22 protein-coding genes are annotated in these 20,191 nt (G+C 53.2%); 14 read left to right on the top strand and 8 right to left on the bottom strand.

Features of this window, described 5'->3' with window-relative positions:
* Window positions 1-16 precede the first annotated feature (16 nt).
* The 10 genes from EYY67_RS19025 (at window position 17) to EYY67_RS24935 (ending at window position 9,174) form a co-directional block, all read left to right on the top strand.
* On the top strand, window positions 17-1,297 hold the full coding sequence (locus tag EYY67_RS19025; protein ID WP_131694139.1) for an amidohydrolase family protein: 1,281 nt from the start codon (window positions 17-19) through the stop codon (window positions 1,295-1,297).
* The gene (locus EYY67_RS19020; RefSeq protein ID WP_131694138.1) at window positions 1,287-1,757 is read left to right on the top strand and encodes a RidA family protein; all 471 of its coding nucleotides are present in this window, start codon (window positions 1,287-1,289) and stop codon (window positions 1,755-1,757) included. Before EYY67_RS19025 ends, EYY67_RS19020 begins: the two co-directional genes overlap by 11 nt.
* Before the next feature lie 21 nt (window positions 1,758-1,778).
* Entirely contained in the window at window positions 1,779-2,660 is an 882-nt protein-coding gene (locus EYY67_RS19015) for a creatininase family protein (protein WP_095925570.1), read from the top strand.
* Window positions 2,661-2,742: 82 nt separating this feature from the next.
* The gene (locus EYY67_RS19010) at window positions 2,743-3,657 is read left to right on the top strand and encodes an ABC transporter substrate-binding protein (RefSeq protein ID WP_408637254.1); all 915 of its coding nucleotides are present in this window, start codon (window positions 2,743-2,745) and stop codon (window positions 3,655-3,657) included.
* Window positions 3,654-4,481, top strand: coding sequence for an ABC transporter ATP-binding protein (locus tag EYY67_RS19005; RefSeq protein WP_131694137.1), 828 nt, complete (start codon window positions 3,654-3,656; stop codon window positions 4,479-4,481). Before EYY67_RS19010 ends, EYY67_RS19005 begins: the two co-directional genes overlap by 4 nt.
* 4 nt (window positions 4,482-4,485) lie before the next feature.
* Entirely contained in the window at window positions 4,486-5,301 is an 816-nt protein-coding gene (locus EYY67_RS19000; protein ID WP_095925567.1) for an ABC transporter permease, read from the top strand.
* A gap of 26 nt (window positions 5,302-5,327) precedes the next feature.
* Complete coding sequence (locus EYY67_RS18995) at window positions 5,328-6,734, top strand: FAD-binding oxidoreductase (protein WP_131694136.1); 1,407 nt, start codon at window positions 5,328-5,330, stop codon at window positions 6,732-6,734.
* Between the two features lie 150 nt (window positions 6,735-6,884).
* Entirely contained in the window at window positions 6,885-8,162 is a 1,278-nt protein-coding gene (locus tag EYY67_RS18990; protein WP_131694135.1) for an OprD family porin, read from the top strand.
* Between the two features lie 108 nt (window positions 8,163-8,270).
* Window positions 8,271-8,966 carry a DJ-1/PfpI family protein gene (locus EYY67_RS18985; protein ID WP_131694134.1) on the top strand — a complete coding sequence of 232 codons (696 nt, stop codon included), beginning with the start codon at window positions 8,271-8,273 and terminating at the stop codon, window positions 8,964-8,966.
* 103 nt (window positions 8,967-9,069) lie between these two features.
* Window positions 9,070-9,174, top strand: a complete 105-nt coding sequence (locus EYY67_RS24935; protein WP_165497983.1) for a hypothetical protein — start codon at window positions 9,070-9,072, stop codon at window positions 9,172-9,174.
* Between the two features lie 187 nt (window positions 9,175-9,361).
* Here EYY67_RS24935 and EYY67_RS18980 read toward each other — a convergent pair whose 3' ends face one another.
* From EYY67_RS18980 to EYY67_RS18960, 5 genes are all read right to left on the bottom strand, one after another.
* On the bottom strand, window positions 9,362-9,838 hold the full coding sequence (locus EYY67_RS18980) for a nuclear transport factor 2 family protein (protein WP_095925564.1): 477 nt from the start codon (window positions 9,836-9,838) through the stop codon (window positions 9,362-9,364).
* 57 nt (window positions 9,839-9,895) lie between these two features.
* Window positions 9,896-10,465 carry a TetR/AcrR family transcriptional regulator gene (locus tag EYY67_RS18975; RefSeq protein ID WP_131694133.1) on the bottom strand — a complete coding sequence of 190 codons (570 nt, stop codon included), beginning with the start codon at window positions 10,463-10,465 and terminating at the stop codon, window positions 9,896-9,898.
* Between the two features lie 281 nt (window positions 10,466-10,746).
* Window positions 10,747-11,394: a TetR/AcrR family transcriptional regulator gene (locus EYY67_RS24865; protein ID WP_095925562.1), complete on the bottom strand. Its 648-nt coding sequence runs from the start codon at window positions 11,392-11,394 to the stop codon at window positions 10,747-10,749.
* Window positions 11,395-11,443: 49 nt separating this feature from the next.
* The gene (locus EYY67_RS18965; protein WP_207391099.1) at window positions 11,444-13,429 is read right to left on the bottom strand and encodes a CocE/NonD family hydrolase; all 1,986 of its coding nucleotides are present in this window, start codon (window positions 13,427-13,429) and stop codon (window positions 11,444-11,446) included.
* 134 nt (window positions 13,430-13,563) lie between these two features.
* Window positions 13,564-14,571 carry a zinc-dependent alcohol dehydrogenase family protein gene (locus EYY67_RS18960; protein WP_095925561.1) on the bottom strand — a complete coding sequence of 336 codons (1,008 nt, stop codon included), beginning with the start codon at window positions 14,569-14,571 and terminating at the stop codon, window positions 13,564-13,566.
* 79 nt (window positions 14,572-14,650) lie between these two features.
* Between EYY67_RS18960 and EYY67_RS18955 the strand changes: the two genes are divergently transcribed.
* Window positions 14,651-15,031, top strand: coding sequence for a winged helix-turn-helix transcriptional regulator (locus EYY67_RS18955; protein ID WP_095925560.1), 381 nt, complete (start codon window positions 14,651-14,653; stop codon window positions 15,029-15,031).
* Between the two features lie 14 nt (window positions 15,032-15,045).
* Here the strand turns inward: EYY67_RS18955 and EYY67_RS18950 are convergent, their stop codons facing one another.
* On the bottom strand, window positions 15,046-16,194 hold the full coding sequence (locus EYY67_RS18950; protein ID WP_095925559.1) for an MFS transporter: 1,149 nt from the start codon (window positions 16,192-16,194) through the stop codon (window positions 15,046-15,048).
* Between the two features lie 117 nt (window positions 16,195-16,311).
* On the opposite strand from EYY67_RS18950, the gene EYY67_RS18945 reads away from it, so the two are divergent.
* Complete coding sequence (locus EYY67_RS18945; protein ID WP_131694132.1) at window positions 16,312-17,061, top strand: IclR family transcriptional regulator; 750 nt, start codon at window positions 16,312-16,314, stop codon at window positions 17,059-17,061.
* 94 nt (window positions 17,062-17,155) lie between these two features.
* On the opposite strand, the gene EYY67_RS18940 is transcribed toward EYY67_RS18945, so the two are convergent.
* On the bottom strand, window positions 17,156-17,737 hold the full coding sequence (locus EYY67_RS18940; protein WP_242675616.1) for a substrate binding domain-containing protein: 582 nt from the start codon (window positions 17,735-17,737) through the stop codon (window positions 17,156-17,158).
* Here EYY67_RS18940 and EYY67_RS24750 point away from each other — a divergent pair.
* Window positions 17,730-18,464, top strand: coding sequence for an MFS transporter (locus EYY67_RS24750; RefSeq protein ID WP_242675615.1), 735 nt, complete (start codon window positions 17,730-17,732; stop codon window positions 18,462-18,464). The genes EYY67_RS18940 and EYY67_RS24750 overlap by 8 nt on opposite strands.
* 66 nt (window positions 18,465-18,530) lie before the next feature.
* Here the strand turns inward: EYY67_RS24750 and EYY67_RS18930 are convergent, their stop codons facing one another.
* Window positions 18,531-19,064: a GNAT family N-acetyltransferase gene (locus EYY67_RS18930; protein WP_131694130.1), complete on the bottom strand. Its 534-nt coding sequence runs from the start codon at window positions 19,062-19,064 to the stop codon at window positions 18,531-18,533.
* A 489-nt stretch (window positions 19,065-19,553) separates the two neighbouring features.
* Between EYY67_RS18930 and EYY67_RS18925 the strand changes: the two genes are divergently transcribed.
* A complete protein-coding gene (locus EYY67_RS18925) occupies window positions 19,554-20,099 on the top strand; it encodes a cysteine hydrolase family protein (RefSeq protein ID WP_119824616.1) in 546 nt (181 codons plus the stop codon).
* Window positions 20,100-20,191 lie beyond the last annotated feature (92 nt).

Genomic DNA, 20,191 nt, shown 5'->3' with positions numbered 1-20,191 from the left:
AACGCGGAGCGACACAATGAACCTACCGGATCCCACCACACCGCTGAACGGCATTGCCAACGCTCGTCTGCCCGCGTGGCTGCTTCCCGCCGGATGGCCTTTGCAGGCAGGCGAACCGGTTACGGCAGATCTGCGTTTTGACGCAGGCAAAATTGCATCCGTGACGCCTGCTCAGCCAGATCAAAATGATTTGTGGAACGCGCACGGCGCGCTGGCATTGCCGGGGCTGACGGAACCCCACGCGCATCTTGATAAAACCTTCACCCTCCACCGCAGCCGTCCGCCGAAACCCGGTCTGCTGGCCGCCATTGAAACGCTGCATCAGGACCGTCAGCACTGGACCGCCGATGATCTTCGCCAGCGCGCCGCAAAAGGCATGGCGTGGGCGTCGGCTAACGGCGTGACCCATTTGCGCACCCACATTGACTGGTTCGATATGGTTCCGCCGCTGGCCTGGCGGGAGCTGGCCGATATTGACCAGCCGGGCGTCACGCTGGAGCGCGTCGCACTGGCACCCCTGAGTATCTTTGCTGATGAACACGCGGCAGACCGCATTGCCCGTGCGGTCGCAGAAAGCGGGAAACACTGCCTGCTGGGTGGATTTATCCACTCCTCAAACTGGGATCCGACGGCGATGACCCATCTGATGCGCAGCGCCTCACGCTGGCAGCTGAATCTGGATCTGCATATCGACGAGGAGCTTTCCCCGGTGGCACACGGTCTGAGCTGGCTGGCGGATTACCTGACAGAGAATACATTCAGCGGTCACATCTGTTGCAGCCATGGCTGTGCGCTGGCCTCCGGCAGTGAACAACAGGCCCGGGACGTGCTGAGTGTGCTGGCGGCGCAGCGCGTTACGCTGATTGCCCTGCCGATGACCAATCTGCTGTTGCAGGATGCCGTGACCGGCCGTACGCCGCGCCAGCGGGGCATCACCCTGCTGAAAGAAGCGCAGACGGCAGGTGTTCCGCTGCTGCTCGGCTGCGATAACGTGCAGGACGCCTTTTGTCCGGCAGGCAGTTATGACCCGCTGGATACGCTGACCTGCGCCCTGTTCGCGCTTCAGCTTGATAACGTCTTTGACCGGCAGTCGCGGCTTATCTGCGATGTCGCCGCCCTGACCGGTGATGATCAGGGCGGACTGCCGCTCGCCCCCGGCAGCGACGCCAGTCTGGTGATCTTTCCCGGCAGCGACAGTCTGACCTGGCCTTTACACAGCGCGGCCCGCCTGGTTATTCACCACGGCAGGCTGACGCATCAACGTACCTGGAATCAGGAGTTATCCCATGAGTCTTGAAGCGGGAGCGGGAAAACCGCTCGCCAAATATGCCGCGTGGCGTCGCGCCGGTGATTTCGTGTTTCTCTCCGGCATCATCCCCGTCAACCCGCAAACGGCAACCATCGTGCGCGGTTTTCAGGACATTCCCGCCGAAGCGCGTCTGCTGCTGGGCGAAACCGGTGAGTTTTCCACCGACGCCAAACAGGGGCCGATCCTCGCCCAGAGCTGGTATGTACTCGAAAGCATCCGCCACACCATTGAAGACGCGGGCGGGCAAATGAGCGATGTGATCAAGCTGGTGCAGTATTTTCGCAACCTTGATCACTTCCCGTATTACAGCCGGGTCAGAAAACTCTTTTACGCCGGGCAACCGCCGGTCTCCACGGTGGTGCAGGTCAGCGAGATGCTGCCCAGCGCCGACGTACTGATTGAAGTGGAAGCCACGGCCTGGTTACCGCAATCCCGCTTAACCCAATAATGTCCGACCACGAGGCACAGCATGATTAACGGCTATCTTCCCGCAGACCGATTTCTCCCTTTCCTGAGCTGGACAGCCATTGCTGCCCTGCCCGATAAAGCCAATACCGTGATCGTCCTGCCGACCGGCGCGATTGAGCAACACGGGCCGCATCTGCCGTGCTCGGTGGACAGCGTGATCTCTTCCGGCGTGGCGGGTCATGCGCTGGCGCGTTTGCCAAAAGACATTCCGGCTTACGCCATTCCTCCGATCACTTACGGCAAATCGGACGAACATCTGAATTTCCCCGGCACGCTGACTTTAACCGGTGACACGCTGTTGCAGACCGTTTTAGAAATTGCCGAATCCCTGTACCGTGCCGGATTTCGCAAGCTGCTGATGATCAACGGTCACGGCGGACAGCCGCAGGTGCTGCAAATGGCCTCGCGTGAAATGCGCCTGCGTCACGGCGACATGATCATGATCCCGCACGACGTATTCCGTGTGCCAAATGTCGAAAACCAGTTCCTGAGCGCACAGGAGCAAAAAATGGCGATGCACGCCGGTCACAGCGAAACCGCAGTGATGCTGGCGCTGGCACCCGAATGCGTGCACATCGAACATGCGGTCGCCAATTATCCGCCGGAATTCCCGTGCCCGACGCTGTCATCGGGTCGTCCTGCCGCCGCCTGGGCGTCCTATGATTTTGGCCCGAGTGGCGTCATCGGCGACCCGACCGGCGCTACCGCTGAACAGGGCCACGCGATCCTCGATTCGCTGGCGGCGAGCTGGGCGCAGGCCATCACCGAAATCCATCATATGGAATGGAAAGTCCGCAGCGAACCGACCTGGGGAAAACACCACTGGAACGGCTTCGTGCAGACCAGCTTCACCCCTCCTTCGTCTTCTCTGGCCTCTGAATAAAGGAATTCTCACCATGAAAACACAGCGTCCCTTCACTTACAGCCTGCTGGCCGTGCTGCTGGCCGGATTTTCCACCACCAGCATGGCGGAAGAGAAATTTACCTTCCTGACCAACTGGTACGCGCAGGCGGAGCATGGCGGTTTTTACGAGGCGCAGGCCAAAGGGTTGTACAAAACCGCCGGTCTGGATGTCAGCATCAAAATGGGCGGCCCGCAGGTCAACGTGATGCAACTGATGGCGGCCGGACAGGCTGACTGCACGCTTGGCGATAACGGCCAGGCGCTGGAAACCTGGCAGGCGGGCGTACATGCGGTGACCGTCGCGACGGTGTTCCAGCATTCGCCGACGGTGTTTATCAGCCATGACAAAGTGGAGAAAGGTCAGGAGCTGAAAGACAAAACCTTCCTGCTGGCCACCGAGGCGTACACCTCTTTCTGGCCGTGGGCGAAGAGTGAACTGGGTCTGGCGAGCGCCAAAATCCGCCCGTACACCTTCAGCGTACAACCCTTCCTGGCGGACAATAATCTGGTGCAACAGGGTTATGTCACCTCCGAGCCTTTCTCTGTCGAAAAAGGCGGCAAACCGTTCTACGTCTACATGCTCAGCGACTGGGGTTACCCGCCGTACGGCAACTCGATTATTTGTATGGCCGACACCGTTAAAAAACGCCCGGCGGCGGTGGCTGCGTTCGTGAAAGCCTCGATGCAGGGCTGGAAGGAATACCTGCAGGATCCGACGGCGGGCAACGCGCTTATCACCAAAGACAACCCGCGTATGGGTGCCGATCAGATTGCTTTCGGCATCGCGCAGATGAAGAAGTATGAGCTGGTCACCGGCGGCGACGCACAGACCGGTGGTATCGGCATCATCACTGAACCGCGTCTGAAAAAGACCTGGGACATGCTGGTGAAAAACAAGCTGATCGACGCGGACAAAGTGCCGTTTGAGCAGACTTATACCCTCGACATGATCAAAGACGCGAAGGTAATGCCATGAATTCAGCCCCGAAACTGACCGTGATGAGCGATATCCGCTCAGCCAATCCTCCGCCGGTTCCGGCTATTGAAGTGCTGTCGGCGGAGAAAATTTACAGCAACGGCACCCGCGCCCTTTTGCCGGTCAATCTGACCATCAACCAGGGGGAATTCGTCACCCTGCTCGGCCCGTCAGGATGTGGCAAAAGTACACTGCTGAAAATGGTCGCCGGGCTGACAGAACCCAGCGACGGCAAGCTGGTGCTGTGGCGGCGCGACAGCCGGGAAAAAACACAGATGCCGCTGTCGTTCGTGTTTCAGGAAGCCACGCTGATGCCGTGGAGCAATGTGCAGAATAACGTGCGTTTGCCGCTGGATCTGGCGGGCGTGCCGCGTGCCGAAGCCAACACCCGTGTCACCGAGGCGCTTGAACTGGTCGGGCTGGGGAAGTTTGCCCACGTCCTGCCGCGCGAGTTGTCAGGCGGCATGCAGATGCGTGTGTCGATTGCCCGCGGGCTGGTGACGCGCCCGAAACTGTTGCTGATGGATGAACCCTTTGGCGCACTCGATGAAATCACCCGCAATAAACTCGACAGCGACCTGCTGCGCCTGTGGCGGGAACAGGGGCTGACGGTGGTATTTGTCACGCACTCGATCCACGAAGCGGTGTTTCTGTCGCAGCGGGTGATCATGATGGCTGCCCGTCCGGGACGCGTGGTGGAAGATATCGCCATCACTGAGCCTTTCCCGCGCAGCGAAGATTTCCGCGTCAGTCCGGCGTTTTCACGTTATGCGAAGCAGTTGCAGGACAGCCTGCTGCAAGCCAGCCAATCAGGTATGGAGTAACGGTATGCAAACTCAAAAATCCGTTCCGTGGATCAATAACCCCACGTTTCGCAAGGTGCTGTATCCGGCCGTGGTCGCCGTGGTGGTGATTTTACTGTGGCAGGGCTGGGTCAGTTATTTCAAAATCCCCCAGTTTCTGGTGCCTTCGCCGGGTGTGATGCTGCAAAGCCTGTGGACCAATTTCGGTTCGCTGATGATGTCGCTGCTGTTTACGCTGAAAATCACCCTGATTTCGTTTTTACTCTCGATTGTTATCGGCGCTGCCGTGGCGTTCGTGCTGGTGCAAAACCGCTTTGTCGAAACCGCGCTGTTCCCGTACATCGTGTTTTTGCAGGTGACGCCGATTGTGGCCATCGCGCCGCTGATCATTATCTGGGTCAAGGACACCACGCTGTCGCTGGTGGTGTGTTCAACGCTGATGGCGGTGTTCCCAATCATTTCCAATACCACGCAGGGCCTGCGCAGCGTATCGCCGGGTCTGCTGAGTTATTTCCAGCTTAACCGTGCCAGCCGTCTGCAAATCCTGATCCGCTTACGCATCCCTTCTGCCCTGCCGTATTTTTTCGGCGCGCTGCGCATTTCCAGCGGCCTGTCGCTGATCGGTGCCGTAGTCGCTGAATTCGTGGCGGGCACCGGCGGCAATAACACCGGTCTGGCCTATCAGATATTGCAGGCCGGATATCAGCTGGACATCCCGCTGATGTTTGCAGCGCTGCTGCTGATTTCACTCACCGGTATCGCGCTGTTTGGCGTGATGTCGTGGATTTCGCGCCGCGCCCTGAGCGCCTGGCATGAAAGCGAAGCCGTGCAATCTCATTAACCTCATTCAACTCAGGCAGGAAAAATATGGACAGTGAACAACGTCAACACGCGCTTGCCCTGATACAGCAGGCACTCCCTGATCTCGACTGGACGTTACAGGCACCCAAAGTGAAACGCCTCTCACGCGATTTTCACTGGTTCAGCCCGGTGCTGAAGCGGCAACTGGAAGATAAACAGGCCGACGCTGTGGTCAAACCGCGCAGTGAAGAAGAGCTGAGTTTACTGGTGCAGGCCTGCGTTAAACACCAGTTACCGTTGATTTTACGCGGCGGCGCGACCGGCAACTACGGCCAGCTGGTCCCGCTGGAAGGCGGAATTCTGGTGGATATGACCGGGTTTAATCAGGTGTGTGAAATGGCTGATGGCGTGGTGCGGGCACAGGCGGGGATCCGCCTGGCCGAGATTGAAACCCTGACCCGTCCGGCGGGCTGGGAACTGCGCTGTATGCCGTCAACTTACCGGCTCGCCAGCCTCGGCGGCCTGTACGGCGGCGGCTTTGGCGGCATCGGCTCGATCAACTACGGTCCGCTCGGCGCGCCGGGCAACGTGCTCAGCGTCAAGGTCATGACTATGGAAGCCGAACCGCGCATTCTGCACGTTCCGGCTCCGCAGGCGCTGTTACTGCATCACGCCTATGGCAGCAACGGCATTGTGCTTGAGGTCGAACTGGCGCTGGCACCGGTTCATCAGTGGATTGAACGGCTGGATGTATTCGATGATTTCACCGATGCGCTGGATTACGCCAACGCCTTTGCCCGCTCGCCGGGGCTGGTGAAACGGCAGCTTGCGCTGTTCGCCGCGCCGATCCCATCATATTTCAGCCATCTGAACGGACATTATCTTGCCAGTCAGCACGCGGTAATCAGCGTGATTGCGCAGGAAAGCGAAGGGTTTTGCGCCCCTCTGCTGGAAAAATATCGCGGGCACAGCGCGGTGCGTCAGTTTGCCGGTGAAGCACGCGAGGCCAATGCCTCACTGATGGAATATTGCTGGAACCACACCACGCTGCACGCGCTGAAAATTGACAGTACGCTGACCTATCTGCAAACGGCGTTTAATTATACCCATTATCGTCAGCAGATTATCGATATGGCTAAAATGTTTGGCGACGAGGTTATTTCTCATATTGAATTCCTGCGTGACAATGACGGTAATATCACTGCCAGCGGTTTGCAATTAGTACGTTATTCCACCGAAGAAAGACTGAACGAAATAATGATGACCTTCCGTGATAATGACGTAAAGATAAATAACCCGCATGTCTTTCAGATAGAAGACGGCAAGCAGGGAGAAATAAAGCCCGACGTTGTTTCCGTCAAAAAATGTCTTGATCCCAGCGGGTTACTTAACCCCGGCAAGCTGCGCGGCTGGGATATGCGCGACACGCTGGAATTAGACAGCGATCCTCTTTTATTGACGGGTAAATATTGACTGTAAAATAAAAATAACTATTATCCTCCCCGCTTATTGATAACAACAAAATAAACGGGAAGGCAGCCGTTTGCGTGCGCCCTCATAAAAACAATTAACGGCAGTTTTGCTGCCGGAGAAACTTATTACATTTTTGACAGGAAGAGATTAATGAAAAGTAACACCTTCAACTTTGCGCTCACGTTAAGCGCAATTGTCGTGTCACAAGCGTTCTTCATGAACCACGCGGTGGCGGCCATACCGGTCACGTCTGACTGCGGCACAGGCGCAGCCGATTCCCTGACCGAAATGTTCACCTGCGGCACGGTCAGCGGCAGCCTGCGCACCCTGTATTATTCCACCCATAACGCGTATTTCGTGCCGGGCTATTCTCAGGACACGGTCAGCTACGGCGGCAGCGTGAAATACGCCACGGCGGAATATTACGGCCTGAGTCTGGGCGTCAGCGGTATTCTTCAGCGCGGAATTTCACACAACGACGACCATCTGATCACCGAACTGGGTTCTAACCAGACCGGCGTGGGCGAAGCTTATCTGAGCTACCACTATCAGGACTTCCGCATCACCGCCGGTGACCAGCGTATTAATATTCCGTTCATCGGCGACTATGACTGGCGCATCACGCCGATCCTGTTCCGGGGTATCGACAGCAGCTACGGCGACAGCGACAACTTCCTGCATGCCACCAAAATCACCCGTTATAAACCGTGGGGCGACGATGAGTTCCTGAACACCACCGCTTATACCGACGCCGACGGCACCACCAACGGCATGTGGGGGATTGGCGGCGGCCGCGCCCTTAAATTTGATAACCAAAAACTGAACAGCCAGTTGTGGTACGAGGAGTATCACAACTACACCAAAATGGTGTACGCCGACAGTTTCCTGTCGTGGACGGACAGCCCTGCTCAGCCGAAGATCGGCATTCAGTTTATTCGCGGTGTGAGCGAAGGCAAGGCGCTGGCGGGCAACGTGAACAGCACCAGTTACGGCGCGCAGTTCGCGATGAATTTCACGCCGGTGCTGAAATGGTCACTGAATTACAACCATATTGCCGCCAATGGCGATGCTTACGGCAACGGCGCACTGGTGACACCTTACGCACATAACACCTCTTCCGGCCCGTACTTTGCGCAACCCTTCTTCACCAGCACACAGGATCTGGGCAGCGGCAACGCCTATTCAACCGATCTGAACTGGAGCGCGACCGACAGCATCTCTCTGGGCAGCCGTTATTCCTTTATGGATTTAACCCCGTCCAAAGGTGCCTCAAGCAGCAATCAGTCTGAATATCTGGTGTACGGTACCTACAGTTTCGGCGGCGTGCTCAAAGGGCTGAGCCTGACCGACTTTGCCGGTGTGCAAACCACCTCCACCTCCGACAAATCCTTCTGGCAAAACCGTCTGGCGCTGGAATATGATTTTTAAATAACGCTCAGCTTGCCTGCAAGACTAGGTGCACGTCTCTCCGTGCAACAAAGGGTTGCCTTTGTTGCACGGAGAGACATTATATCCTTTTAAGGTTAAAGGAATTTTATGAGTGATTCTGCATGCACATCAATCGGGCTGCTCCTGTTTCCGGCTCTTACTCAGCTTGATCTTACCGGCCCTTATGAAGTTTTCGTAAGAGCGCCAAACACAAAGGTTCATCTCATCTGGAAAAACCTGGACCTCGTGGTTTCTGATCGTGGTATGGCTATACAGCCAACAACCACATTCAACGCATGTCCCGAACTGGATGTCATTTGTATCCCGGGTGGTCCAGGGCAGATTGACCTGATGGAGGACGAAGAAGTCCTTTCGTTTATCCGGACTCAAAGTCAACATGCAAAGCTGGTGACTTCGGTATGCACCGGGTCGCTTGTGTTGGGCGCAGCAGGGCTTCTGAAGGGATACAAAGCCACTACGCACTGGGCATCTCTGGATCAGCTCGCTTTGTTAGGTGCCGAGCCAGTAAGTGAGCGTGTAGTTCGTGACCGAAACCGTATAACTGGCGCAGGTGTGACTTCAGGTATCGATTTTGCTCTCAACGTCGTGTCAGAAATCTACGGATGTGATATCGCTCAGAATATTCAGCTGCATATGGAATACGACCCCGCACCTCCCTTTACCTGTGGCTCACCCCGCACGGCCTCTGAAGAACAGCTAAAAAAAGCACAGGAACAGGCTGCGCCATTTATTGAAAAAAGGCGGCAGGCAACTTTAAAAGCAGCAGCCAGACTTCAGAAATAAGGGCATAGCGGAAAAAGGTTATTTTCCTCTTCATTTTTCAACTTTTGCTTTTGGCTGTGAGTTCAACCGATGGATGCAACACACTGATTGAACCGCTCAGCAGATTATTCAGCAAGGCATAAATAGCGGTGAGTTTAAAATAAAGAATGCTGAGATTGCAGCAGGAGTTGTACGTGATGCGGTAACCCTATTTGTCCATCCTGCATGAGTTGCTGAAGCGTCTCGTGCAGGTCTGAATAGGGAACGTCCACTGAAATACGTAATGAAAACGTTGATTATAGTTTTTACTCAGGGTTTAACTTATTGAATTTTCCGGGGTAATCGGGATAGCTTTTGAGTCAAAAAACCCAAGCTAAGACAGTAGCCCTGGGCTTCTGGCGAGATAATCGTCAAATTTACAGACCCAGCTCCGACAGACCCGGATGGTCATCCGGGCGACGCCCCAGGGGCCAGTGAAACTTGCGGTCACCTTCTTTGATAGGCATGTCATTGATACAGGCGAAGCGACGGTGCATCAGGCCATCTGCTTCAAACTCCCAGTTTTCATTCCCGTAAGAACGAAACCAATTACCTGAGTCGTCACGCCATTCATAAGCGTAGCGAACAGCAATGCGGTTGCTACCGAACGTCCACAACTCTTTAATGAGACGATACTCAAGTTCTTTGTTCCACTTACGTGTGAGGAATTCTTTGGCTTCTTCACGATTATTGGCAAACTCTGTTCGGTTACGCCATTTGGTCTCCATTGAGTACGCCAGCGATACTTTTTCGGCATCGCGGCTGTTCCAGCCATCTTCAGCGAGCCGAACTTTCTCAGTCGCCGATTCGTAAGTGAAAGGTGGAAGTGGCTGGCGAGTGTGTGTATCGGACATGGTAAAGCCTCCCGTAGAATTGGATATATAAATAGAAACAGTTGTGTTACTCAGGACTTAAGGAGAGACCTGTTCCAGCAAACGTTCCGCAACTTCCCTTGCACTGTCGGCGGAGCTGCTATCGCCCATCACATAGGCTATGGTGATTGCGCCCTCTATCAGAATCAGCAACTGTTTGGCCAGAACGACAGGTTGCTCAATGTTTAATTGCTCCGTGAGATCGAGCGTGTAATCCAGCAATTTTTGTTTATGCAGCTTTGCTATCTGACGAATGGGGTCGTTATGATCACCAACTTCTCCGGCTGTATTTATAAAAGCACAACCACGAAAGCCTTCTGAATCAAACCAGCCCCTGAGCACACTGAACATATTCAAAATGCGCTTCTGAGGAGTATCACCTTTATCAGATTCAGTTCTGAACCAGTGCATCCAGCGTTCATCACGTTCATTCAACGCGGCGGCTGCCACGTCATCCTTGTTCGCGAAATAGCGATAAATACTTTTCCTTGCTACGCCTGAGGTCTTGACCAGAAGGTCCATGCCTGTGGCATGAATTCCATTCCGATAAATCAATTGCTCAGCGGTAGTCAGGATTTTTTCGCGGGTATCTGTTGGCTTCTTGTTCATGAGATGAAGGTAGAACGATCGTTCTTCATGGTCAACAGTTTTCTTAAAAACAGGTATAAAAATGAAAAATACAGTCTTTGGGGGTTAAAGAACGGGTACCCATTTATGAATAAAGCGTGATTTGAAAATGTACCCTTTTGGCACAAAACTGCCCTGGCACCAGATAGGGCAGTATTGAGCGAGGAGCAGACCGTCACCAGAGGCTTGATTCCAGCAGCCCTGGATGGGCTATAAACTGCCGATAGCGCGCAACCGCTGCACTTATGCAACAGGTCATTGGTTCAGGAATGTTCAGAGACGACGAACAGACGTATAGCTTCATCAGCAATATCAGAGGAAAGAGAGGTGGATTGAGGGGCATCCGGATCGATCAGACCGGGAGTGATCAAAGGCAACGAAATTGCTGAAATCATCAAAGCAAAAGTCAGTGAGGGTTGATGACTTCTGATGATGCCTTTCTCCATCGCCAGTCTGATGACAGGCAGGCAGCTGTCACGAAACGGCGTAACCAGATGCAGGAGAAGGTATTCAAGCCGTTCGTCGCCCCTCGCCGCCTCGTTCAGCAGCAGCGAGGGAAACTCTGGAATTTCCACGCTGATAGCGGTCAGGTGGCGGATAAACCGGCGAAACCCTTCGGCAGGATTGATACTGAACGAGTGTTCAATTGCACTGATTTCTTCAAGATGATGCCGTTGCTTATCCAGCAGATGTTCAAGAACCGCATTCCAGAGATCGGATTTTGAACCGAAAAGGCGCGCCACCAGAGCCATATCCACACCGGCTTCAGCTGCGATTTTTCGTAAAGATGTGCCGTCATAACCGTTTCGGGAAAAAAAACGTGTAGCGACGGGAAGAAGCGCTTCCCGCCCTGAAACTGCCCCGCCGGGGCGGCGCCCCCGTACTGAAGGTCTGTTGTCTTGTGAGCTCATGTGATTCCATTTTTGATAAGCACCGGACCGGACCGGTGCTTTTTACTGATCAAAATACCATGCCCATTTTACTCACAACCGGGATCTGAAGATAACTGTCATATTTTCCACCAAAATGAATGATATGCCGGCCTGCATTCCGGCTCACCGGGGTAGCTACCTGCTGTTCACTGACAAATGGCAGAAGCGTTGACGCCGGACCGCCGAGGGAAATACGTTTAATTTTCTCACCTGGCATAAAGGTTCCTCCGGAAGCTGGCAGTTCAATGACGGCAGAGCCAAACCCCATGTCAATACTTGTGGGTATTGGGCGGTGAGCGGCAATGGTCAGCACCAGTTTTTCACCTGCATGATAAAGCATGCTCATCGGCCAGATACCTATTTCCACAGGTACAATCTCCCCAGCGTGCAGCTTCTCTTCACGGATGTGCGTGTGGAACGGCTCTGTTTCAGTTGACAACGTGGGATCAAGCGCACGCTGGGAAACCCTCAGTAGACCTGATGCGACCACCGGTCCTTTCACGCCTTCTCCCAGCAGGCGTTCAAACGGTTTTCCGTCTTTACTTCGTTTCTCAACGCCAATCTCAAGCTCCATATCATCAGCCCCCTGGGCTTCCACCCAGAGCTTCAGTTTCATGTAGCCTGTGAGCTCTGTATCCTGCGTGAAGGTAAAGTGAAGCTCCGTTTTTCCTTCACCTGAAACGTCATAGGAAAGAGACGCCGGTATGTTCTGACCCAGAGGGCTGAGCTGCGCGCCGGAAGTAATAAACATTTTTTTCAGCTGAGTATGGGGCAGTGGCCAACTGTCTTCAGTCCGGTCAACAATATCTGTACCGCCATCATCCAGAACGCAGATACGCACGCGGGGGGTGTTTTCCCAGCCGTTTTTTTGGCCCTTGAGATAATGGTCAAAAAACGCCAGAAGTTCCTGCGAATAGGCGGGCGTATAAAAATCCAGCCATTCGTTTGTGTTATTAACCCGCAGCCATTTTTCTTCTGAAGCTATCTGACGGTAACCGGCAAACGATCCGTGGGTATGAGCGTGATTGGTATAGCTTGCGACAACGTACGCCGGGATGCTGATACGCTCAAGCTTTGCCTTTTTGTCTTCCCAGTAGCCATCCATCAGCTGTTTTTCCATAATCATCCGGGGCTGATCTTCGACAAGGTTCTCGCCGGCGAAAGATTTCAGTATGACTTCAGGAAATGCCGGCGCAGGTATTCCTCCGCGATTACCCGTTTCTCTGAAATGATCGACAAACCCTTCCCACGGCGCGATAGCCGTGAGATGGGGAGGCTGCTCGGCTGCAATAAACCACTGCGAGACGGCAAGCCAGGAGTTCCCCGCCATACCCACTTTTCCACTTGACCATGACTGCTGCGCGGCCCATTCAATAAAATCATAACCGTCTTCAGCCAGCTGCCGCCCCCAGTAAGAGATATCACCTTCAGATTTATAAGCCCCACGTGGATCTGGATTCAGAATAACGTAACCTTCATTGACCCAGAAGGCCGGATCGGGGCCTTCAAACTTCTGAAGTTCTGAGACCCACTCCAGCGGCACGCCGGAGCGCTCGTGTATATCATCCAGCCACTGACCGCCTATCTCTTTTCCATAGGGACTCCATGCTACCAGAGCCGGGTATTTTCCTTCCGCTACCGGCCGAAAAACATCCGTATAAATGGTTGTTCCATCACGCATTTTAAGAGCCACGTCCTGCTCAAAGATGATGTCGCAGGGCAGTGGTTTTGCCCCTTCACGCCGGACGGTCCCTTTTTTGAGCAGAGTCGTGCCCGGAGCAAAACCGGGATAGCGAGCGCGGGGAGCATTAAGAGGCAGCGGACGCCGATACCAGACAGGATAAGCGCTGTCGCCATAAATTTTTGTATTTTGCACGATACGATTCCCGTTTGTACTGCCGCTCTGAGCAAATGCCAGTCGCGGCAACATCATATGTGTCACGGCCATTCCCACTGCACCCGCCAGTAGCGAGCGTCGTGAAACTTCCAGGCCAGCTGGTTTCATTTTATTCATCACACTCCCCATAAATCATCAGTTGATGATTTAATTTTAAAGCGCATTGTCTACAAGTCAATCTGCTTGGTGCCGGAACACGACGAGACCGCATTTTGTGCAAAAAAAAAGCCAGCTTCCGCTGGCCTGACTTGTTAAATCTCTATGACAATTTTACCCGTGTGCTTACCGGCAAGCTGATGCCGGAATGCGTCCTGCAGCTCCCCGAGCGGCAAAACTTTATCAATAACGGGACGTACATCAGAGGCTTCAAAAGCGCGGATCATCTCTTTTTGATGTTCACGACTTCCAACGGTGATGCCCCGGACGGTTAGCTGCTTGCCCATTATTGCCGCCGTAGGGACTTCTCCGGCAATGCCGGTAAATACGCCAATAAGCGTAATCTGGCCGCCTATGCGCGCTGCGGCAATTGACTGAGCCAGCGTGCCGGGGCCGCCAATTTCAATGACATGATCAACCCCCCGTCCACCGGTGAGCTCGAAGACTTTTTTACCCCAATGCGGCTCTTTACGGTAATTAACTACACCGGCAACACCCTGATCACGCAGCCAGGCCATTTTTTCTTCAGAGGAAGACGTGCCCCAGACCCGGGCTCCGGTCATTTTTGCCAGCTGCAGGGCAAAAACGGATACGCCCCCGGTGCCCAGAATAAGAACATCTTCCCCCGGGCGCAGATTGCCTTCGGTAATCAAAGCCCGCCAGGCCGTCAGTGCTGCGGTAGGGAGCGTTGACGCCTCGGCATGCGTCCATCCTGCGGGGGAATGCGTGAAGAAACGGGCGGGACGGACAACGTATTCCGTGGCATAGCCATCAATGCCGTCTCCGGGCGTTCGGCTGAAACCGGCGAGTGGGCACTCTCCTTTGTCCCAATCCGGAAAAAATGTTGATACCACCGCATCCCCGGGTTGAAAATCTGTGACGCCTTCTCCGACGCTTTCGATGGTTCCAGCGCCGTCAGACATCAGGATACGACCCGCCTGCGCGGGCAGGATACCCGCAGCGACGTTGTAATCGTGAAAGTTAAGCGAGACATTATGAATGCGGACGCGTATTTCACCTTTGCCTGGCTGGCCCGGATCGGTAACGTCTGTAAAGGCGATATTATCTACGCCCGCTTCATTGCCAAGGAGTACAGCTTTCATCGTGAAGGTTTTCCCCGTATCCGATAGAGTAAACTATGACTTTAGCCTTCTTTAACGTCCAGGATAAGTACCTACAAAAATGTCTGTATTCTCTGAATCTGCTGATGTAAAAAAAAATGTGCTGGCGACCCGGTTACGCAACGGAGAAACATTTGATGCGACGTGTCCTTCCAGAAGGCTGCTCAGTCACCTGACAAGCCGGTGGGGAACCCTGACGCTGATAACTCTCATGGATGGTACTCATCGTTTTGGGGAGCTGAAACGTAAAATGGGCGGAATTACCGACAGGATGTTGATAAAAACGCTGCAGGAACTCGAAAGCGCGTCTCTGGTCCACAGAAAGGTTTATCCCGTTTTACCGCCTCATACTGAATATGCGCTCACCGCTCCGGGACGGGAGGCTGCGGCACATATTGAAAGGCTGACCGACTGGATCAGTAACCACATTGACGGCACATGAAGCCGGACGGTGAGTTATGTATAGGGTGCGACTCTGGCCGGCGCGCGAAATTTTATAAACACTGAAAATAACGCACCGATTACCGCAGCGGATAAAAATACGGTTGAAGTGGTACCCGGAAGATAAGCCATGAACGCGGACAAAAACTGCCCAAGAAAGATAGCCATTGATAGCCGTGCCAGATTTCTTCCGCGCACAGCGTTACTGCTGAGTTCGACAATAAGGTGATTTACCAGGGGAACGGAAAAACCGAATCCCAGTCCCAGTGCGATTCCCCCGGGGATAAGGAAAGGCATGGAAGTCGCAAAAGCAAAGATCAGATGAGCAAGCGCGTAAAAGCCGAAAGCAATGGATAAGGTTGAAAAATCACTGTAACGGCTTACCAGCTTGGGCATCAGCCAGGCCCCACAGACGGCAACCAGAGAAACAAATGAGAGAAAATATCCCGTCTGAGACTCGGTGTTTCCCATTTTGTGCAGGTGCAGGGGTAAGACAACAATGGCGGTAAAGAAGACAATCATGGACATCAGCGCGGCTGCCCAGGTCATCAGAACGGCTGGTGAAGTGGCACCGTGGCTGACATCCGTTTTAATCTGTTCAGACTCCGCTCTGTTGTCAGGTCGCGGAACAAACATCAGTACCATCAGCAGCATCAGCCAGGCAAATAAATAGAGCGCGAACGGCCAGCGCCACCCTGCAGCGGCAAGTAACCCACCGATAAACAGGAATATGACGCCGCCCAGCTCAATCGACATACCCTGCCGCGCAATCATCTTCATACGTTCTGGCCCATTATAAAATACTGAAATCAGACCCGTTCCTGCAGTCATGATCAGCGCCGTCGCCCCTCCCAGCAGGAAGCGATCGGCAAAGACTGTAATGTAACCGGAAAGAAATGCACCGGCTGAACCTAACAAGCCGTACAGGAAAAGCCCGAGGCACAGTGCCCTGTAAAGCCCCGCCCGTTCCATGAATTTACCGGCAAGTGGTCCAAGCAGCACCACTCCCAGAGACGGTAGGGTAACAAGCCAGCTCTCTGCACCTTTCACGTTCAGCGCATCAGAAATACTGGTCAGTCCCGGCACGATTACGCATCCCACCATAATTGTCAGGCAGGCCACGGCCAGAAGCGTAACCCCCCCAATTTTATTTATCTGTAACATAAATCGCTCCATAATGACCGATATTCGGACGATAGCGTCCGACATTCGGATATAGTATTCTGGCTTCTATCCGATGATGTCAATGCGCAAAATGTAAGTTGAAAGTAAGGAGTCTCCATGCCGGCCAAATCTGCTGATTCAGGTACAAGTGTTATCGTTCGGGCAGCTCTGCTGCTGCGGACGCTTGAAGAACATCCTCGCGGGCTGACGATCGCCGCTTTGTCGCGTTATACCGGAATGCCGCGTACGACGGTACACCGGCTGGTCAGTTCACTGGAGGCTGAAGAACTTTTACTGAGTACGGCAGGTTTTATCCGGCTGGGTCCTGCGCTGACAAGACTTGCGGCTTCAGCGCATACGGATGTGGTTGCTCTGGCGCGTACGCCTATGGAAATGCTGGGACGCCGGACGCGGGAAACCGTCGATCTCAGCGTTATGCGTGGTGCCCATGCGCTGCTCATCAGCCAGTATGCTTCCGATCAGGAGTTGCGTGTCATTTCACCGGTTGGAACAGCTTTCCCTGGCCACTGTACTGCTCCGGGAAAAGCGCTGCTTGCCCGTCTGGAAGACGAGCAGATAGTATCGTTTTATAACCATACGCCTGAAATCAGGACGCAAAAATCATTAAGCAGCGTGGAAGATATTCTTAATGAAGTCGCCAAAGTTCGAAAGGCGGGACATGCGGTAGATTATCAAGAACATGCGCAGGGTGTATGCGGCCTCAGCGTTCATATACAGTCTTCTCTGAGCGAGTTGTATGCTGTCTCCGTTGCCGTGCCGTCCCTGCGGTTTGAGGAAAAAAAGGAGTTTCTCATCGTATCTCTGATGAAATGCAAAGCGGAAATTGAAGCTATGATTTCAGGCTGATTATTTTATATAAGAGTGTCAGTAACGTCCGCTTATGGCACTAAGAGGACGCGCATGTCAGGTCCGCTATGAGCGAAATTGGCACACCTTTTTATCAGCCATTTGCATTGTATATCGCTAATTCATTCGCGATAACATCGATCAGCTTTGTTACCCGACGAGGTTGAACGGGGGCTGGCGAGTAAACGATATGCAATGCAGTGGGTGAAGGGGCGTAGGCAGCCAAAACTTCGACGAGCCTGCCACAAGCAAGATCATCCTCAACATCCCAGATGGACTTTTTACACAGCCCATGTCCCTGCAATGCCCACTGTTTGATTAACTGGCCATTGTTGGTTGTCCGCTGTCCGTTAACTGAGACGGCATAGGGTGCTCCATGGTTTTGAAATGACCAAGTACGCTCGATTCCCTGCGTAAAGCGCATCATGATGCATTCGTGATTTAAGAGATCATCGGGGTGTAATGGAATGCCTTTACGGTTCAAATAATCGGGAGACCCGCAAATCAAACGACGATTTTCCCCAATCGGCCTGGCTTTGAGTGTGGTGTTAGAAAATGTTCCATAACGTATGGCGAAATCGACTCCCTGACTCACCAGATCAACAAAACTGTCGGTCAGGTTGAGATCAAGGGTGACATCGGGATGACGGGCAAGGAACCGATCGAGAATGGGCACAACACGGGTTTGCCCTAAATCGACGGGCGCGGTGATCTTGATCGGGCCAGATATTTTTTGTGTTCCTGATTTGATGCGGCTTTCAAGTTCATCGGCCTCGGCCAGCAGTCGGCGTGCACCTATCGCGAAAATTCTTCCCTCTTCAGTAAGGCTTAACTTACTGATAACTTCCAGAACTCTGCAACGCCGGGCGGCCTATCAGGGTACGATGTTCGGCATATTTAATATGTTTTGGACTGCCGCTCCGCCCATGCTACATCTGCGTTTTGGTCTCGCCCAAGCGGGGATTGCTGCCTTTGCGCTGGCGGGAGCGGCAGGCGCACTTTCAGCTCCCGTGGCAGGTAAAGTTGCAGACCGTGGGGGGGCAAAAATCGGCACCGGTATAGTGATAGGTTGCGCGGGTATTGCGCTACTGATGAGAGGCTGGGGGCACGCGGAAGATTCATTGATGATTTTGGTCTTCGCCGCAATAATTCTCGATGCCGCAACACAGGCGAATCAGGTCTTTGGCCAGCGAGCCATCCAGAGTCTGGATACCGGGGCGCGGGGAAGGCTAAATGCGGCTTATATGACCGTCATTTTCATTTGTGGTGCAGTGGGTTCGGCGCTGGGTTCATTTACTTTTTATCACGGCGGCTGGAGCGCCACCGCTGTGGTCGGAGCATGTTTGGCAATGGCAATTCTGCTGGTCTTTATGACTGAACTGCTCGCAAGTAAATCTGCATAAATCTTGACTCTGCTATTATCAGCATGCTGATTTTCTATAAAAGCGCAGATTGGCTTAAAGAAAGGGTCAGCGGGTGCTCATGACAAGCTGAACGGCATTTTCCCAGCTGATTCTGAATACAGGGGCATTATCGGATGAAGGCATATCGGATACGGTATGCTCGGTAATAACTCCGCCCAGCCTTTGGTAAAAACTGGTTGCCCTGACGTTATCTTCAAAAACCCACAGGTAAAGCGGTGACTTAGCATCTTCGCTGCATACCCACTCTGCTGCCTGATGGAGCAATTTTTTTCCTGCACCCTGGCCTCGCAGTGCAGAACTGACATGCAGGCTGTCAATGTACGCCCCCCATTGCGCATCCTTCTTTAGCATTACACATATAAACCCTTCAATGTTCTCTTCAATTTCTGCGACAAAGACAGCCACATCTCGGTTGCTCTGATTCAACAGAGACTGCCAGTGGGAAAAGCGCTCATTTTGCGCATGATTTTCGAGAAAATCTGAAGACATCACATTTCCATAAGTATCACGCCATCCGGCTGCGTGGAGATGTGCAATTGCCCCGGCGTCACTGTATTGAGCTTTTCTTAACTGAATCATGTATGTGCCTTGTCTGAAATCATTAAGAGGAAAAAAGCGATTATGGTCTGGCAATTAAATGAATATTTATCGTAGAAAACAAGACGTGATTACCAAATTGTCACCATTACGGGAACTTCCGTTTCTGTCACAGGGCTGATGTTGCAGCCCTGACAACTTAAATCGCTTTCCTTTGCGGGTCAGTGGGTGCCAACAAAGCCCGGCAACATTCAGGAAACATATTTGTTGAATCCGATAAACCTCAGTGCTAAAACAAAAGAGCAGTTTTTTTAGATTCGTTGTGTTTCCTGTTCCTGATACCCAACCCATAAGAGACACTCAGAAAATGATTAAGTCAGTTCATCCAGCGACAACCGTTACCACCACCGGAACTTTCGGCGGCGTGGGCGTATCTGTGACTGGCTCCTGACAAAACAGACTCTCACTCCCCGCCAAACCGGACGGGGAAGAAAATTTCTCCGTTCATGACTTACTGAATGGAGATACATCATGATTTCATCTGGAAATGCGCTTTTAGTTATCGATATGCAGCAGGGACTTTTCCGTGGCCCTGCCTCACCGTATTTTGCAGACTCGGTTCTGTCTAACATCTGCCTGATGATTGAAAAAGCGAGGCAGGCTAAGGTGCCCGTATTTTTTGCCCGCCACACCGGACCTGATGATTCTCACTTCTCTGAGCAAAGTCCGTTAACACAACTGATACCCGAAATGAATGTGAACGCTGAGCACGATGTCGTGTTTATCAAAAAGTACCCCAACTGTTTCCGGGATACGAACCTGCAGCATCAGCTCAGCCAGCGAGGGGTTAAGGAACTGGTTATCACCGGGATGAAGACAGAATTCTGTGTGGACACTACCTGCCGGGCAGCACCGGAACTGGGATTCCGCACCGTGCTGATTTCAGATGCGCACACGACAATGGATAACAATTACCTGTCCGCAAATGAAATCATCAGCCACCACAACGTCACTCTGGCTGGCCCGTTTGTGTCGCTCGCAACAGCAAATGACTGGACCTTTCACTCTGAGAAATGAGTTGAGATTGAGAGCCGCCCTCAGGGCGGCTAAGGTGCTTAAAGTCCGTTTGTGGCACGAATAAGTCTCTCAGTCCCTGGGCAGGATAAACG

The organism is Rahnella victoriana (genome assembly GCF_004330295.1).
Lineage (GTDB): Bacteria > Pseudomonadota > Gammaproteobacteria > Enterobacterales > Enterobacteriaceae > Rahnella > Rahnella victoriana.
Note: the sequence above shows the minus strand (reverse complement) of the source record. Positions and strands in the feature narration are given on the sequence as shown.

What these genes read in the sequence shown, in the direction of transcription:
- EYY67_RS18975 (WP_131694133.1), bottom strand. Translation starts at nt 10,465, where the DNA reads ATGAACAAGAAGCCAACAGATACCCGCGAAAAAATCCTGACTACCGCT.
- EYY67_RS18930 (WP_131694130.1), bottom strand. Translation starts at nt 19,064, where the DNA reads ATGATTCAGTTAAGAAAAGCTCAATACAGTGACGCCGGGGCAATTGCA.
- EYY67_RS19000 (WP_095925567.1), top strand. Translation starts at nt 4,486, where the DNA reads ATGCAAACTCAAAAATCCGTTCCGTGGATCAATAACCCCACGTTTCGC.
- EYY67_RS18995 (WP_131694136.1), top strand. Translation starts at nt 5,328, where the DNA reads ATGGACAGTGAACAACGTCAACACGCGCTTGCCCTGATACAGCAGGCA.
- EYY67_RS18985 (WP_131694134.1), top strand. Translation starts at nt 8,271, where the DNA reads ATGAGTGATTCTGCATGCACATCAATCGGGCTGCTCCTGTTTCCGGCT.
- EYY67_RS18945 (WP_131694132.1), top strand. Translation starts at nt 16,312, where the DNA reads ATGCCGGCCAAATCTGCTGATTCAGGTACAAGTGTTATCGTTCGGGCA.
- EYY67_RS18955 (WP_095925560.1), top strand. Translation starts at nt 14,651, where the DNA reads ATGTCTGTATTCTCTGAATCTGCTGATGTAAAAAAAAATGTGCTGGCG.
- EYY67_RS18925 (WP_119824616.1), top strand. Translation starts at nt 19,554, where the DNA reads ATGATTTCATCTGGAAATGCGCTTTTAGTTATCGATATGCAGCAGGGA.
- EYY67_RS18950 (WP_095925559.1), bottom strand. Translation starts at nt 16,194, where the DNA reads ATGTTACAGATAAATAAAATTGGGGGGGTTACGCTTCTGGCCGTGGCC.
- EYY67_RS18990 (WP_131694135.1), top strand. Translation starts at nt 6,885, where the DNA reads ATGAAAAGTAACACCTTCAACTTTGCGCTCACGTTAAGCGCAATTGTC.
- EYY67_RS18980 (WP_095925564.1), bottom strand. Translation starts at nt 9,838, where the DNA reads ATGTCCGATACACACACTCGCCAGCCACTTCCACCTTTCACTTACGAA.
- EYY67_RS19020 (WP_131694138.1), top strand. Translation starts at nt 1,287, where the DNA reads ATGAGTCTTGAAGCGGGAGCGGGAAAACCGCTCGCCAAATATGCCGCG.
- EYY67_RS19005 (WP_131694137.1), top strand. Translation starts at nt 3,654, where the DNA reads ATGAATTCAGCCCCGAAACTGACCGTGATGAGCGATATCCGCTCAGCC.
- EYY67_RS19025 (WP_131694139.1), top strand. Translation starts at nt 17, where the DNA reads ATGAACCTACCGGATCCCACCACACCGCTGAACGGCATTGCCAACGCT.
- EYY67_RS19015 (WP_095925570.1), top strand. Translation starts at nt 1,779, where the DNA reads ATGATTAACGGCTATCTTCCCGCAGACCGATTTCTCCCTTTCCTGAGC.
- EYY67_RS24750 (WP_242675615.1), top strand. Translation starts at nt 17,730, where the DNA reads ATGGGCACAACACGGGTTTGCCCTAAATCGACGGGCGCGGTGATCTTG.
- EYY67_RS18965 (WP_207391099.1), bottom strand. Translation starts at nt 13,429, where the DNA reads ATGAATAAAATGAAACCAGCTGGCCTGGAAGTTTCACGACGCTCGCTA.
- EYY67_RS19010 (WP_408637254.1), top strand. Translation starts at nt 2,743, where the DNA reads ATGGCGGAAGAGAAATTTACCTTCCTGACCAACTGGTACGCGCAGGCG.
- EYY67_RS24865 (WP_095925562.1), bottom strand. Translation starts at nt 11,394, where the DNA reads ATGAGCTCACAAGACAACAGACCTTCAGTACGGGGGCGCCGCCCCGGC.
- EYY67_RS18960 (WP_095925561.1), bottom strand. Translation starts at nt 14,571, where the DNA reads ATGAAAGCTGTACTCCTTGGCAATGAAGCGGGCGTAGATAATATCGCC.